The 15,597-nt window shown below is 33.1% G+C and carries 13 protein-coding genes; 12 read left to right on the forward strand and 1 reads right to left on the reverse strand.

The window, feature by feature from the left end; genetic code table 11:
- Nucleotides 1–26: 26 nt before the first annotated feature.
- The 12 genes from NAT47_RS03235 to NAT47_RS03290 all read left to right on the forward strand — a co-directional run bounded on the left by NAT47_RS03235 (nucleotide 27) and on the right by NAT47_RS03290 (nucleotide 14,983).
- Nucleotides 27–887: an MBL fold metallo-hydrolase gene (locus NAT47_RS03235; protein ID WP_250580222.1), complete on the forward strand. Its 861-nt coding sequence runs from the start codon at nucleotides 27–29 to the stop codon at nucleotides 885–887.
- 74 nt (nucleotides 888–961) lie between these two features.
- Complete coding sequence (locus NAT47_RS03240; RefSeq protein ID WP_250580223.1) at nucleotides 962–2,557, forward strand: S8 family serine peptidase; 1,596 nt, start codon at nucleotides 962–964, stop codon at nucleotides 2,555–2,557.
- A 78-nt stretch (nucleotides 2,558–2,635) separates the two neighbouring features.
- Complete coding sequence (locus tag NAT47_RS03245) at nucleotides 2,636–4,513, forward strand: M1 family metallopeptidase (protein ID WP_250580224.1); 1,878 nt, start codon at nucleotides 2,636–2,638, stop codon at nucleotides 4,511–4,513.
- 148 nt (nucleotides 4,514–4,661) lie between these two features.
- Nucleotides 4,662–6,782, forward strand: a complete 2,121-nt coding sequence (locus tag NAT47_RS03250; protein WP_250580225.1) for an elongation factor G — start codon at nucleotides 4,662–4,664, stop codon at nucleotides 6,780–6,782.
- Nucleotides 6,783–6,845: 63 nt separating this feature from the next.
- Nucleotides 6,846–7,217 carry a ribonuclease P protein component gene (gene rnpA, locus NAT47_RS03255; RefSeq protein WP_250580226.1) on the forward strand — a complete coding sequence of 124 codons (372 nt, stop codon included), beginning with the start codon at nucleotides 6,846–6,848 and terminating at the stop codon, nucleotides 7,215–7,217.
- A gap of 72 nt (nucleotides 7,218–7,289) precedes the next feature.
- A complete protein-coding gene (locus NAT47_RS03260) occupies nucleotides 7,290–8,924 on the forward strand; it encodes a S41 family peptidase (protein ID WP_250580227.1) in 1,635 nt (544 codons plus the stop codon).
- A gap of 1 nt (nucleotide 8,925) precedes the next feature.
- Entirely contained in the window at nucleotides 8,926–9,780 is an 855-nt protein-coding gene (locus NAT47_RS03265; RefSeq protein WP_250580228.1) for an OmpA family protein, read from the forward strand.
- A 377-nt stretch (nucleotides 9,781–10,157) separates the two neighbouring features.
- Entirely contained in the window at nucleotides 10,158–10,397 is a 240-nt protein-coding gene (locus NAT47_RS03270) for a hypothetical protein (protein ID WP_250580232.1), read from the forward strand.
- Between the two features lie 54 nt (nucleotides 10,398–10,451).
- Nucleotides 10,452–11,147, forward strand: a complete 696-nt coding sequence (locus tag NAT47_RS03275; protein ID WP_250580233.1) for a GLPGLI family protein — start codon at nucleotides 10,452–10,454, stop codon at nucleotides 11,145–11,147.
- Nucleotides 11,148–11,274: 127 nt separating this feature from the next.
- Nucleotides 11,275–11,571, forward strand: coding sequence for a hypothetical protein (locus tag NAT47_RS03280; RefSeq protein WP_250580235.1), 297 nt, complete (start codon nucleotides 11,275–11,277; stop codon nucleotides 11,569–11,571).
- Between the two features lie 31 nt (nucleotides 11,572–11,602).
- The gene (locus NAT47_RS03285; protein ID WP_250580237.1) at nucleotides 11,603–12,322 is read left to right on the forward strand and encodes a GLPGLI family protein; all 720 of its coding nucleotides are present in this window, start codon (nucleotides 11,603–11,605) and stop codon (nucleotides 12,320–12,322) included.
- Complete coding sequence (locus tag NAT47_RS03290) at nucleotides 12,323–14,983, forward strand: TonB-dependent receptor (protein ID WP_250580239.1); 2,661 nt, start codon at nucleotides 12,323–12,325, stop codon at nucleotides 14,981–14,983.
- Nucleotides 14,984–15,145: 162 nt separating this feature from the next.
- Here the strand turns inward: NAT47_RS03290 and NAT47_RS03295 are convergent, their stop codons facing one another.
- Entirely contained in the window at nucleotides 15,146–15,592 is a 447-nt protein-coding gene (locus NAT47_RS03295) for a GNAT family N-acetyltransferase (protein ID WP_250580241.1), read from the reverse strand.
- Nucleotides 15,593–15,597 lie beyond the last annotated feature (5 nt).

Genomic DNA, 15,597 nt, shown 5'->3' on the forward strand with positions numbered 1-15,597 from the left:
TAATTTGGCTGAAAAATGTATTAACCATGAAATTATACCCTATTGAGGCTGGAAATTTCAAACTAGACGGTGGTGCTATGTTTGGTGTAGTGCCCAAAACTATCTGGAATAAAACCAATCCGGCAGACGAAAATAACCTAATTGATATTGCAGCTAGATGCCTATTAGTAGAAAACGGAAACCGATTAACTTTAATAGATACCGGAATGGGAAACAAACAATCTGAAAAGTTCTTTGGATATTATTCGCTTTGGGGCGACCATTCGTTAGATAAATCGTTAAAAAATGCTGGTTTTCATCGCGATGATATTACCGATGTTTTTATGACGCACTTACATTTCGACCATTGTGGTGGAAGCGTAAATTGGAACAAAGATAAAACGGGCTACGAAGTGGCTTTTAAAAACGCAAAATTTTGGACGAATGAAAACCATTGGAAATGGGCAACCCAACCCAATGCGCGTGAAAAAGCTTCGTTCTTACACGAAAATTTATTTCCCATGCAGGAAAGTGGACAATTGAATTTCATTAATCGCCCAGATAGCGATTTTGGTTTTTCAAATGAATTGGGCTTTGATATTTTCTACGCCGATGGTCATACCGAAAAACAAATGTTGCCACATATTAATTACAATGGAAAAACAATCGTTTTTTGTGCCGACTTATTAGCAACCGCTGGGCATATTCCTATTCCATATGTAATGGGTTATGATACAAGACCTTTGTTAACATTGGATGAAAAAACAAAATTTATGAATGCTGCAGCAGACAATAATTACTACTTATTCTTGGAACACGATGCTCACAATGAAATTATCACGGTTGAACGTACCGAAAAAGGAGTTCGTTTAAAAGAAGTTTTCAAGTGCGAAGACATACTGAAATAATGTTAAATAAAAACTATAATTGTAACAAATACGAATCACTTCAGTCCAATCACTGAAATTAATTAATTGAAAAAATGAAGAGAATTTTTAGACCCCTTTATCTAAGTTTAGCTTTGGCATTTGCTTTGGCTAGTTGTGGACCTCAAAAAATGATTTCAACTCCGGTTGAAAATATTGATAATTTACCTTTAAAAACAACTCCTGTTGCTGAAAAAGATTTACAACGTTGGAGTCATTTAGACTTAGTCAAAGACACGCTTCCAGGTATGAGTGTTGATAAAGCTTACAAGGAATTGTTAAAAGGTAAAAAAGGACAAAAAGTTATCGTTGGAATAGTAGATTCGGGTGTTGATATTAATCACGAAGATTTAAAAGCGGTAATTTGGACCAATCCAAAAGAAATTGCAGGAAACGGAATTGACGATGATAAAAACGGTTATATTGATGACATTCATGGTTGGAACTTTTTAGGTGATGCCGTTCATGAACAGTTAGAAATGACTAGAATCGTTAAAAAAGGGCCTGGAACTCCTGATTATGAAAAAGCTAAAGCTAAATTAGAAGAAGAAATAAAAGGAATTCAACCTCAAAAACAACAATTAGACTTCATCTTGAATGCTGAAAAATCGCTGACAAACTATTTTAAAAAGAGTAATTTTACGTTGGATGAAGTTAAAGCAATTCCTGCTTCAGAAACTTCATTGTCTCAAGCTAAAGGACTATTTACTCAAATTTTAAGCAGTACAACAAAAGCTGAATTTGACAAAGAAATAGAAGACTTTAAAGATTACGTTTATGGACAATTGAATTACAATTTAAATGTTGATTTTGATGGAAGAAAAATAGTTGGAGACAATCCAAACGATTTAAAAGATACGAAATACGGAAATAATAACGTAGTAGGTCCAGAGCCAAAAGAAGCAAAACACGGAACTCATGTTGCTGGAATTGTGGCTCAGATAAGAGGAAATAACATAGGTGGTGATGGTGTTACTAATAACGCCCAAATCATGACTTTAAGAGCCGTTCCAAACGGAGATGAATACGATAAAGATATTGCTTTAGCGATTCGTTATGCGGTAGATAATGGTGCAAAAGTAATCAATGGTTCTTTCGGAAAATATTTCTCTCAACACAAAGAATGGGTTATGGATGCCATCAAATACGCTGAATCGAAAGACGTTTTAGTGGTTATTGCTGCAGGTAATGATTCATACGATTTGGATGTAACTAACAAATATCCAAACGACACTTATGATGGAAGTCCGGAATATGCTAAAAACGTATTAATCATTGGAGCGCTTTCACCAACTTACGGAACTAAGATGGTAGCCGGTTTTTCTAATTATGGAAAAAACAACGTAGATATTTTTGCGCCCGGAGATAAAATTTATGCAACAACTCCATTGAATACGTATGAATATTTACAAGGAACTTCAATGGCATCGCCAAACGTGGCGGGTGTTGCAACCTTAATTCGTTCTTACTATCCAAGTTTAACTGCAGTACAAGTAAAACAAATTATCATGGAAAGTGGTACGCCATTGAAAAACACAGTTACAATTGGTGAAGATAAGCATAAAGCAAACTTTGCAGACGCTTCTAAATCAGGAAGAATTGTAAACGCTTACAATGCTTTAGTTTTAGCAGCTAAAATGGCGAAAAAATAAAAGAATCATTACTTTAGTAAAACCAAAAACCTACAGGTTGTTAAATTCTTGTAGGTTTTTCTTTTAAAAACATTGATTATGAAAAAATTACTTTTTTTACTGATTCCTATTATCAGTACGGCACAAAACAATCCAAATCCTGGGTATTGGCAACAACATGTTGACTATAAAATGGAAGTGAATATGGATGTGAAAAAATTCCAATACAAAGGAAAACAGGAAATTGTGTACACAAACAATTCACCTGACACCTTACACAAAGTTTTCTATCATTTGTACAACAACGCCTTTCAACCTGGAAGCGAAATGGATGCCCGACTTCAATCTATTTCAGATCCTGACAAACGAATGGTTAAAACCTTCAAAAAAGAAGGGAAAGACGTTAAAGAGAGTAGAATTAGCACTTTAAAACCAAACGAAATTGGGTATTTAAATATCGCTAATTTAAAACAAGATGGAGTTTCTGCAACCACAAAAGTAGTAGGAACCATTTTAGAAGTTACTTTAGTAAAACCTATATTACCAAAACAAAAAACAACTCTTTCTCTAGATTTTGATGGACAAGTGCCGTTACAAATTCGTCGTTCTGGAAGATTATCAGAAGAGGGTGTTGCTTTATCGATGACCCAATGGTATCCAAAATTATGTGAATATGATTTTGAAGGATGGCATGCGAATCCATACATCGCAAGAGAATTTCATGGTGTTTGGGGTAATTTTGATGTGAAAATCACTATTGACAAAGATTACACTATCGGTGGAACAGGATATTTACAAAACAAAAATGAAATCGGTCATGGCTACCAAGATGCTGGTGTGACTGTAGTTCATCCTAAGAAAACCAAAACCTTGACTTGGCATTTTTATGCACCAAATGTACATGATTTTGCTTGGGGTGCAGATAACGAATTCATCCATGACATGATTTTAGGTCCTAATAATGTAGAGTTGCATTTCTTATACAAAAACAACAAAGACATTATAGAAAATTGGAAAAAATTACAACCAAAAACAGCCGAATTATTAGCATTCTTTAATGAAAATGTTGGTCCATATCCATACAAGCAATATTCTGTAATTCAAGGTGGAGATGGCGGAATGGAATATGGTATGTGTACTTTAATTACAGGAAATAGAGCATTTGGAAGTTTAGTTGGTGTAACCGCTCACGAAATGGCACATTCTTGGTTCCAATTTGTATTAGCAACCAACGAAACCAAACACGAATGGATGGATGAAGGATTTACCTCATACATATCTAACTTAGCGATGAATAAGATATTGCCTCCAAAAAAACCGGAAGTTCCCTATGAAGAAGCGTATAACAATTACATTTATTTAGCAAAATCGGGTAAAGAACAACCGCTTTCTACACACGCTGACCGTTACGATATCAATATGGCGTATGGAATTTCAGCTTATAGTAAAGGAGAAGTTTTTTTAGTACAATTAGGTTATTTAATTGGACAAGAAAACCTCAAAAAAACCATCAAACGTTATTACAACGATTATAAATTCACGCACCCAACTCCAAACGACATCAAGCGTGTGGCTGAGAAGGTTTCTGGTGCTAATTTAGATTGGTATTTATTAGATTGGACATTAACAACAAATACAATTGATTACAGCATAAAAGAAGTTTCTGAATCTAATGCAGCCAATACAAAAGTAGTTTTTGAAAGAAAAGGGAGAATGCCAATGCCTTTAGATGTAATGGTAGAATATACCGATGGAACTAAAGAATTTTTCTACATTCCTAACACGTATATGCGTTGGGAAAAACCAAATCCTTATCCAGGAATTAAAGGAAATGTTTTAAAAGGTTGGGATTGGGCGTATCCAACATTCACTTTTGAAATTGCAAAACCAAAAGATAAAATCAAATCCATCACCATTGACCCAGAAAATAGGATGGCGGATATCAATAAAGAAGATAATATCTTTCCCAAAAAATAAAATTTAAAGCGACTTAAAAGTTGCTTTTTTTGTGCTCATTTTCAATAAGTAAGATGATAATTATCATAATTTAGGTGTTTTAGCTTTCGTAATTTTAATGTGCTAAAAATGCAATTATAATCAGCTATTCATTTAAAAAAATAAAGTCATGAGCATTGCAACAAAAGACATTAGAAACGTGGTATTTCTTGGGCATTCAGGATCAGGAAAGACCACCTTTATCGAAACCATGTTATTTGAAAGTGGCGTAATTCCACGCCGTGGTTCGGTAGAAAATCATAATACGATTTCCGATTTTACTGATTTGGAACACGAAAGAGAAAACACCTTATACAGCCACTTAATGCACGTTAAATGGCACAACAACAAAATCAACATCATAGATACTCCAGGTTTCGACGATTTTATTGGAGAAGTGGTTTCTTCCCTTAAAGTAGCCGATACTGCCGTAATTTTATTAAACGCAGCTTCTGGAGTAGAAGTGGGAACGGAAATCGTTTGGGAATACGTTCAAAATTATCAAACACCTGCTTTTTTTGTTATTAACCAGATGGATCATCCAAAAGCAGATTTCGAAACTACATTGGAACAAGCTATAAATCGTTTCGGAAATAAAGTGATTCCAATTCAATATCCATACAATTCGGGTGAAAAATTCAATAGTATTATTGATGTCCTTCGCATGACGATGTATGTTTTTCCAGAAAATGGTGGAAAACCAGAAAAAATGCCAATTCCAGAATCTGAATTAGAGAAAGCCAACGCGCTTCATAACGCCTTAGTAGAAGCAGCAGCGGAAAACGAAGAAGGTTTAATGGAAAAATACTTCGAAAAAGGCAATTTAGACGAAACCGAATTAGCAAAAGGATTAACTATTGCGCTTGCTAACCAACAAATATTTCCTGTTTTCTGTGCTTCTGGATTAAAAGATATGGGAAGCGGAAGAATTATGGGATTCATCGATGATATTGCGCCATCTCCAGCCGACAGACCAGCAAAAAAATTAGAAAATGGTGGTGAATTAAAATGCGATGCTACTGACAAAACTACTATTTTCATTTACAAAACGCTTTCAGAACCGCAAGTGGGAATGGTTTCCTATTTCAAAGTACTTTCGGGCGAATTGAATGCTGGTGATGAACTAGTAAATGCCGATAACGGAGAAACCGAACGCTTAACGCAATTATTCGTTGCAGAAGGAAAACAAAGAACTGCCGTAGATAAATTAACCGCAGGTGATTTAGGAGTTACCATTCGATTGAAATACGGACATTCCAACAATACGTTGAATGCAAAAGGTGTAGAAAGAAAAGTCAGAAAAATGCGATTTCCAGAAAGTCGCATTAAAAAAGCGGTTACCACTTCTAATCCTGCCGATATGGAAAAAATGATTAAAGCGCTACATCAAATCGAAGAAGAAGATTTGACTTTCAAAGTAGAGCAATCTTCGGAATTAAAACAAACCATTGTGTATGGTCAAGGGCAATTGCATTTGGATTTAATCAAACATCGTATCGAAAGTGAAAATAACATCGAAATCATTTTTGAAGAACCAAAAGTACCCTATCGCGAAACCATAACCAAAGCAGCAAAAGCTGAATATCGACACAAAAAACAAAGTGGTGGTGCCGGACAATTTGGAGAAGTACATTTAACGATTGAGCCATATTATGATGATATGCCAGAACCACAAGGCGTAAACGTTCGCAACAAAGAAATTGAAGAATTGCCTTGGGGTGGAAAATTAGCATTTTATTGGTGCATAGTTGGCGGTGCTATTGATAATCGTTACCAAACTGCAATCAAAAAAGGAATCATGCAAGAAATGACAGAAGGTCCGTTAACGGGTTCTAATTGTCAAAACATTCGTGTTTGCATTTATGATGGTAAAATGCATGCGGTAGACAGTAATGATATTTCTTTCCAATTAGCAGCTTCACATGCTTTTAGAGCAGGTTTTAACGAAGCTAAACCTCAACTTTTAGAACCTTATTATCAACTTGAAGTGCTTTGTGAAGATGCTTACACTGGTGACGTCATGGGTGATTTACAGACTAGAAGAGCCATCATTCAAGGAATGGATACGGATGGTCATTATCAAAAAATTATTTCTGAAGTGCCACTAGCCGAACTCAAAGATTACGGCTCAACACTTCGTTCTTTAACACAAGGAAAAGCAAAATTTAAATTGGAATTTAGTTCTTATCAACTCGTTCCTTCTCATGTTCAGGAAGGTTTAGTTATAAGCAATGCCGTTCTTTCTGAATAAAACGAATTTTGTTTTTAGAAAAGCTTCTTCCATTCGAAGAAGCTTTTTTTATACCTTTGCGCTATGAAATTTACCTATTCCAAAGACGAAAAATTAAAAAGCAAAACTACAATTGACCTTCTGTTTACGGAAGGAAAATCGGTTTCGAAATATCCGTTGCGTTTGGTTTATGTAGAAAATTCTGAACCTAATGCGGAACTTATTAAAATAGGTGTTTCAGTATCTAAAAAATACTTCAAGAAAGCGGTAGACCGCAATTATTTTAAACGTGTTTTACGTGAAACCTATCGTTTAAATAAACATCTTTTGATTGATCCTTTAGAAAAACCCCACGCGTTTATGTTTTTTTATCAATCGAAGGAACGTCTCTCTTATCAAGAAATCGAAGAGAAAACCATCCAACTTTTTCAAAAATTCAATGAAAGGCAGAAGTAAATAAACATTTGGTTTAATTTTTGCGTAAGATTCTTTACTTTCGTAGGACAATATCATTCAAGACTTTCGACAATGAAAAAATATTTCAATAGAAAAATAATTTTGCCTGTATTGGCAGCAGGTTTCTTATTTGTAGGCGTTAGTTTTAAAAACGATTTTTTTGAAATTGCCAAACAAATCGAAATCTTCACCGGACTTTTCAAAACCGTTAACCAAAATTACGTGGATGAAACGAATCCCGGTGAAATGATGGATAACGCCATAAAAAGCATGTTGAAAGAATTGGATCCATACACCGTTTTCTTTAACGAACAAGACGTTTTAAAATTCAAAATCAACAACACGGGCGAGTACACAGGTATTGGCGCTATGGTGCAACGCAAAGACGGAAAAGTTTTTCTAAAAGAAATTTACAAAGGATTTCCAGCCGATAAAGCCGGATTGAAAGCAGGTGATGAGGTAATTCAAATAGGAGATATCAACCTAAAAGAATACAAAGAAGATGCTTCACAATTGTTTCGTGGTGCTAAAAATACTAAAGTTGAAATTCAGTATATCCGCCAAGGAAAAACCCAAAATGCAACGATAATTTTGGATGATGTAGAAATAAAAGCCGTTCCGTTTTTCTCCCTTTTAAAAGATAATACAGGCTACATCGTTTTAACAAAATTCACTGAGAAAGCGAGTTCGGAAACCAAAGCGGCTTTGTTAGAATTGAAAAAACAAGGCGCAACAAAAATCATCTTAGATTTAAGAGGAAACCCGGGTGGATTATTGCATGAAGCGGTGAATATTTGCAATCTTTTTGTGCCGAAAAACGAATTAATTGTTACTACAAAATCTAAAAATCCAAAACATAATTTTGAATATCGAACAAAAAACGAACCTATAGATTTAGAAATTCCGATTGCCATAATTGTGGATGGTAAAAGTGCTTCGGCTTCTGAAATTGTAGCGGGTGCTATTCAAGATTTGGATAGAGGCGTGATTTTAGGAACGAGAAGTTTTGGGAAAGGATTGGTGCAACGTCCGTTAGATTTGTCTTATGGAACACAAGTTAAAGTTACGATTTCGAGATATTATACGCCTTCGGGAAGATGTATTCAAGCGTTGGATTATTCTAAAAAAGATGAATCAGGAAAAGCCATTAAAAAATCGCAAAACGAATTCAACGCTTTTAAAACCAAAGCCGGAAGAACCGTTTATGATGGCGGTGGTGTTTTACCGGATATTGAAATCGAAGAAACCAAAATGGCAACCGTAACAGAGGCTGTTATAAAAAACGATGCTATTTTCAACTTTGCCACGCAGTGGTATTATAAAAATTCCTCTATTTCAGGAATTCCAACAATTTCAGATGCCGATTATGCTGCATTTAAAACGTTTTTAAAACAAGAAAAAATCACTTTAGACACCGAAACCAACAAAGCGCTGAAAAACGTTTTAGAAACAGCTAAAAAAGAGAAAATAGATGCTCAAATTGCTACGGAATACAAACAATTGGAATTGGCCATAGAAAAAAATCAAGAATTAGAACTGGATAAGAATAAAAATCAAATCAAAAAGCTAATTCAAGAAGAGCTTATAACTCGTTATCAGTATCGTGAAGGTTTATATCAATTTTACACCAAAGAAAATTTGGAAATTGAAAAAGCCATCGCGCTATTAAACAATCCAACACAATACAAATCCATCTTAAAAAAATAGGATGAAATCATTCTTTTCCATTGCATTTCTTATCATTTTCACTTTTTCTTTTGCACAGGAAGAAGAGGAGGTACACTCTATTTTTTTTGAATTTGACAAATACAATCTTAAAGATGAACAAGCGAATGCAGTAGTTGCATTTGTTAGCAAAATTGATACAACTAGAATTGAATCCGTACAAATTTTTGGCTATTGCGACGATAGAGGAAAAGACGAATATAATTTTATTTTATCGACGAATCGAGCGAATACGGTAAAAAACAAACTAATTGAAAGAGGTATTAAAAGTAAAATCATCATTACGCTGGAAGGAAAAGGCAGAATTATGCTCGATGAAGACATGCAAACTAATATTCCTGAAGCACGCTCTAAGAATAGACGAGTAGATGTAGTAGTAAATTTTAAACCGGTAGTAATTGAGGATTTAAAAATTCCAGGAGTTTACAGCACGATAAAAAAGGATCGAATTGTAGGTGACAGGATTTATCTCGACCACGTTTTATTTGAAAGAGGTAGCAGTCAATTAACTTACAAAGCCAAAAAAGAATTGGACCGAATAGCTTTAGAACTTCACAAGTACAAAAACATTCACTTCGAAATCCAGGGTCACGTTTGTTGTACCCCAACGTTTCACAAAGAAGCTATTGATCGCGATACCAAAAAAAGAGAATTGTCTGCCAATCGTGCAAAAAGAGTTTACAATTATTTTCTGATGAAACGCATTAGTAAAACCCGTATGACATACAAAGGCTACGGCAACACGCAATCCTTGAAAAAAGGAAGTTCTTTAGATAGAAGGGTAGAGCTTTTGATTACTAAAAATGATGTAATTCCTGTGGAACAGCCGAAGAAATAGTTTAGTTTTAACAATTAGTATGGTTATTGAGTACATTCTGTTAAAATGTTAAAAGTCAAAACAGAATATTGCTTTTTTAATTGCCTTACATTGTATTTGTAGGGCCAAAACACCTAATTCTATTACTAATTTTCGAGTTATTTCTCTTTCCCAAACCCTAACCGGCTCGGTAAAAGATTCTCTTGGAAACCCATTACAAAATGCCAATGTAATTGCTAAACCTTAAGATAATAACATCAAACCGATAATAAATTAAATTAATTAACGTTTAAATACCGTAACAAAACAGCACAAAACACCGTAAAATCATTTTTTTGAATAGTATTAATTTGAGCTTGGATATCCAAAAACAAATACTAATTTTAAAAATTTAATGAATGAAAAAAATGATTTTTAGTGCAGTTGCACTTGTAGCATTTTCGTTTGCTGGAATGGCAAATGAAGTAGTGGAAAAAAAAGTTGAATCAAAAGTTGAATCAACACAGACAGGATGTCATAATGTATATCTTGACACTTATCAATCAGCTATTGATAATGGAGCTAATGAAACACAAGCAGGAAAAGTTGCTTGGGATGCGTATAAATCGTGTACAGAAAAAGTGTTAACACAAACTTAATCAATTACAAAACGCTTTAATGTAATATTAGAGCGTTTTAATAAAGTATATAATATGTTAGGAAAAATTATTGTAATATTTATTTTTATTGGAAACCTTTCCGCGCAAACAAATTCATTAAGTGTAAACTATTCTTTACAGATAGGTTTTGATGAAGGCTTTTCAAAAAATGATATTTTAAAAGACTATTATGCTTTAGCGCAAAAAGGAGCTCAAGCGATTAAATTCAAATTGGAAGCAAATAAAATTGTTTCCTATTTTACTATGGTAGACCTAATTAAAAATGAAGAAATCGATTTTGCTATATCTTTCTCTGAGGCATCAACCTCTTATTTTATTGATATTGAAAAAGGTAAAAAAATAAAATATGAAAGTGGTTTTTTTGGAGAATATATGATTGAATATCAAGAAACAACAAATTGGAAATTAGAAAATGAAACCAAACAAATAGGTGACTATTTATGTTACAAAGCTACATCAGAGCAAGTTGTTGTTAATCCAAAAGGCACTTTTAAACATCCAATTGTGGCTTGGTATTGTCCAAGCATTCCATTTAATTTTGGACCTAAAGGATATGATGGTTTACCTGGTCTAGTATTAGAGTTACAAGTTAGAAATATTACATGGGGTGCCACAAAAATAGAACTCAGTAACGAAAGCATAATTATAGATAAACCTTCAAAAGGTAAATTAATCACAGAAGAAGAATTTAAAAAAATAGTAGCTTCGCCTCCAATGTTTGGAAACTAGTATTTAAAGAAGAAAATTTTAAACCGTAACAAATAGCCTAAAAAAACCGTAAAATCATTGTTTTTAATTATATTAATTTGCACCCGGTTAACCACAAAAAAATACTAATTTTAAAAATTTAAACAAAATGCAAAAAATGATTTTTAGTGCCGTAGCACTTGTAGCGTTTTCTTTTGCTGGTATGGCAAATGAAATTGAAGAGAAAAAAGTTGAAACAAAAACAACTGAAACAAAAAAAGTTGAAGTTTTAGAAGAAAAAGTTGTTCTAAGAAATAATTGTGATGCTTACGCAGACGAAATTTATAATATGTTTAGATCATCTGGATATACAGTTACCAATGCTCATAATGTTTCTGTAATTGCTTATAACCAATGTATAGACTGGCATACTAAGATGAATATTTCCTTAAGATCTGTTGACTAAAAAACAAGGGCACATTTTTAAAATAGTGCCCTTGAAATTAAATAAACCCAAATTAATACACCTTTTTATGTTCAAAAAAATTTTATTTATATTTTTTAGCATTAGTATGTCTTCTCAAAACATTAAAGTAGAATATTCTTTAAATATTTTGAAAGATGAATCTGTTTTAAAAAAAGATGGAATTTCAACATTTTACAAAAACGCAATGGATGGAGCAAAAAATGTAAAATTTGAGCTGTTAATTGATAAAGACAAATCATTTTTTTACAAAAAAGATATTTTAAATCAAAATACAATTGAGACTAAAATGGCATTGTTAATTTCTGAAGCAGATAATCCAATTTATAGTTTTAATAACAATATCTTTAAAAAAATTGAAGAAACGTCAAGTTTTTTTAATAAACCTATTATTGTGAAAGATACGCTTTTAACAAATTGGGAACTAACTAATGAAACAAAAAAAATAAATGGTTATACATGCTATAAAGCTGCAGCAAAGTATAAAATTGTAAATCCAGATGTTTTTTATCATTCTGTTATTGCATGGTATTGTCCTGAAATACCTTCACAAATGGGTCCAAGAGGATTTGGTGGTTTGCCTGGTTTAATCTTAGAATTGCAATATCGAGAAATTGTTTTTGGTGCAACCTTAATAGAAAAAACAAATGACCCTGTAATAATTAATTTTAATTCAGAAATAATTACTCAAGAACAGTATGATAAAAAAATTCTCGAGATAAGAAATAACTAAATGCCAAAATATCTAATTCTTCTCCTACTTTTTCCTTTATTTTCTCTTTCCCAAACCCTAACCGGCACAGTGAAAGATTCGCTTGGAAACCCATTACAAAATGCCAATATAATTGCTAAACCTTTAGTGGAAAAACAAGGCTTAAAATTTGCTATTGCCGATCATTTAGGTAGATATAAATTAGAATTAGAAAAAGAAGTACCTTATGAAGTTAGGGTTTCCTATTTGGGTTTTACCGAAGAAATTTTAAATCTTCCGGCAAATTTTACACAAAGAGAACATAATTTCAAACTTAAAGCTAAAAAAGGGCAACTCAAAGAAATTATCATAAACTATGATTACAAACCCATAATAGTAAAAAAAGATACCTTAATTTATGATGTAAAAGCTTTTGCCAACGGTAATGAGCGCAAACTAAAAGAACAACTAGAAAAACTGCCGGGTGTTGAAGTAGATAAAAACGGAGGTGTTACGGTTCAAGGCAAAAAAGTAACCAAGTTTTTAGTCGAAAACAAATCATTTTTTGGTGGTGGCACTAAATTAGGTGTAGAAAATATTCCTGCCGATGCCGTAGATAAAGTAGAAGTCATTGACAACTTCAACGAAGTAGGCTTTCTAAAACAAGTTTCCGATTCTGAAGACTTGGCCATGAACATCAAACTGAAAGAAGATAAAAAGAAATTCATTTTTGGCGATGTCGATGCAGGTGTTGAAGTTGCAGATGATAACGGATTTTATCTAGGTCACGCTGCTTTGTTTTATTATGCTCCAAAAACGAATGTAAGTTTCATTGGCGATATCAATAACATTGGGAAACGCACTTTTTCTTTTCAAGACATGATGCGTTTTCAAGGTGGTGCTAGCAGTTTTATTTCGGGAAGAAAACAATTAACCGATTTGTATTCCTTTGCCAGCGATAATACTGATGTTATTGAAAATAAATCGCAATTTAGTGCTTTAAACTTTCGCCAAGAAATAAATTCTAAATTAGACGTGGAAGGTTTTGCTATTTTTTCTAAGTTATTTACCCGCACTTTAACCGAAAGTACTATTGAATATCTTCAAAATACAACAGCAACATTAGAAGAACGCATTAATAAAGGTGAAAATAAATCGATTTTAGGCATCGGAAACGTAAAACTAAACTTCACGCCCAACACTAAAGAAAAATGGTTTTACAACGGTCAATTTCAATCGAGCGCCAATGATATGACTTCGGTTCTTAATTCAAGACTCAACGGGCAACAAACTTCATTTGAAACTTTAAACTCAGCGGATAATGTTCAAATTAAGCAGTTTTTAGAATGGCACAAACAAATAAATTTAAAACATACAACAACTTTAGTAATTAACCAAAGTTACGATAATCAAAAACCCATCAATACTTGGTTAACCGATACCGAATTCTTAACTGGATTAATTCCGTTAGAAAATGATTCGTTTTACAACATTCAACAAGTAAAAAAAGTAAAAAATAGCAGTGTTGATGCGTTGTTTAAACATTATTGGATTATTAATAACTACAATCATTTATACACCAATGTTGGAAATAATTTAGGAACTACCCAACTGCAAATCACCGAAAAACAATACCTTACCGATGGCACTAACAATGATTTTGCGAACGATGGTTTTGGGAACGACATGAATTATTTACTAAACGATTTATACATAGGTCTCGAATATAAGTTTAAAATTGGAAAATGGATAAATAAACCTGCCATTTATGCGCATTATTTTCATTTGAAAACCCAACAAATTACAGCTGATTACACGTTAAACAATACATTTTTACAACCTAGTTGGTTAAGCGAATATGAATTCAATCAATCGGAAAACTTGAAATTCAATTATCGTTTGGTAAATGAATTTCCCGAAGCCAATCGTTTATTAGAACGCTATACCTTACAAAGTTATAATTCGGTTTTTAAAGGAAATGCACTATTGCGAAACGAACGGTTTCACAACGCAACCTTAAATTACACAAAAACCAGTATGTATCGTGGTTTAATGTTGTTTGCTAATGCTAGTTTTACGAAAAAAGTAAGAACCATTCGTAATGAAATTGGTTTAGAGGGTATTAATCAATTTACAACGCCAACCATTACCGATAATCCAGAAACAACTTATCGTATTAATGGTAATATAGATAAAAAAATATACAAATTTAGATTGGGCTTAAATGCCAATTTGTCTTGGTTCAATTATGTTCAAACGGTAAATAATCAAACGATAACCAACGACAGAAACAATCAAAGTGTTGGAATTCTGCTGCGAACTGCCAACAAAAAATGGCCAAGTGTAAGTGTGAGTTACAACAAAATGTTTAGCCAATTTTCGGGATTAACGAATTCGAAATTAACTTCTGATCGATTGGGTTTTAATTTTGATATCGATTTTTGGAAACATTTTAATTTTAAAACCGATTACGAAGTAACCTTCAACGAAAACAGTAATAACATCAACACCGATTTTAGAATTGCCAATGCATATTTAAGTTATCAAAAGAAAAACAATCCATTCCGTTTTGAACTTTCGGCGCAGAATTACTTGAATAACGGAACTAAAATAAACAACTCATTTTCAGATTTTATGATTTCGAGTTCCACTACTTACACATTGCCAAGAATTGTAATGTTGACCATTAGTTATAAGCTGTAGCAAGAGCAAAAATCAAATTCAAAAATCAAGGGCAAGTTCAAACAAAATTTCAAAACTTGAAACAAAATCTTAGTGAACTGTGTGCCTTCATTGTGTTCCTTTTGTTTAAAAGAGACGCTTAACAGCGTGACAAACTTAACGTAAAAAAGAATTTCAACACTCCTAACTCCTCTTCATCTGAATATGCGGAATATCATCTTCTAAATACATTTCACTGGTTTGGATGAATCCGTGCGATTCGTAGAATTTTTTTAAATATTGTTGTGCCGAAATAGTAATAGCAGTTACTTTGAAACAATCTTTTATTGCTTTTATTGAAACCTGAATTAAATCATGACCAAATTTCTTATTTCGATATTTTGGGCTTACAATTACACGTCCAATTGAGGCTTCATCAAAATAATATCCTTTATCAAACAAGCGTGAATAGGCAGCTAAATCCCCATTGCAATAACCTAAAACGTGAAGTGCTTTCTTGTCTTTGCCATCAATGTCTTGATAGACGCAATTTTGCTCCACCACAAACACTTCTGAGCGAAGTTGCAATAAGGAGTAAAGTTCGGTTGTAGAAAGTTCGTTAAATCGCTTTATTTTGAATTTTATTTCCATGATAG

Origin of the sequence: Flavobacterium fragile (genome assembly GCF_023634865.1) — a bacterium.
GTDB lineage: Bacteria > Bacteroidota > Bacteroidia > Flavobacteriales > Flavobacteriaceae > Flavobacterium > Flavobacterium fragile.

What these genes read in the sequence shown, in the direction of transcription:
- rnpA (WP_250580226.1), top strand. Translation starts at nt 6,846, where the DNA reads ATGAAATTTACCTATTCCAAAGACGAAAAATTAAAAAGCAAAACTACA.
- NAT47_RS03250 (WP_250580225.1), top strand. Translation starts at nt 4,662, where the DNA reads ATGAGCATTGCAACAAAAGACATTAGAAACGTGGTATTTCTTGGGCAT.
- NAT47_RS03280 (WP_250580235.1), top strand. Translation starts at nt 11,275, where the DNA reads ATGCAAAAAATGATTTTTAGTGCCGTAGCACTTGTAGCGTTTTCTTTT.
- NAT47_RS03235 (WP_250580222.1), top strand. Translation starts at nt 27, where the DNA reads ATGAAATTATACCCTATTGAGGCTGGAAATTTCAAACTAGACGGTGGT.
- NAT47_RS03270 (WP_250580232.1), top strand. Translation starts at nt 10,158, where the DNA reads ATGAAAAAAATGATTTTTAGTGCAGTTGCACTTGTAGCATTTTCGTTT.
- NAT47_RS03265 (WP_250580228.1), top strand. Translation starts at nt 8,926, where the DNA reads ATGAAATCATTCTTTTCCATTGCATTTCTTATCATTTTCACTTTTTCT.
- NAT47_RS03290 (WP_250580239.1), top strand. Translation starts at nt 12,323, where the DNA reads ATGCCAAAATATCTAATTCTTCTCCTACTTTTTCCTTTATTTTCTCTT.
- NAT47_RS03295 (WP_250580241.1), bottom strand. Translation starts at nt 15,592, where the DNA reads ATGGAAATAAAATTCAAAATAAAGCGATTTAACGAACTTTCTACAACC.
- NAT47_RS03245 (WP_250580224.1), top strand. Translation starts at nt 2,636, where the DNA reads ATGAAAAAATTACTTTTTTTACTGATTCCTATTATCAGTACGGCACAA.
- NAT47_RS03275 (WP_250580233.1), top strand. Translation starts at nt 10,452, where the DNA reads ATGTTAGGAAAAATTATTGTAATATTTATTTTTATTGGAAACCTTTCC.
- NAT47_RS03240 (WP_250580223.1), top strand. Translation starts at nt 962, where the DNA reads ATGAAGAGAATTTTTAGACCCCTTTATCTAAGTTTAGCTTTGGCATTT.
- NAT47_RS03260 (WP_250580227.1), top strand. Translation starts at nt 7,290, where the DNA reads ATGAAAAAATATTTCAATAGAAAAATAATTTTGCCTGTATTGGCAGCA.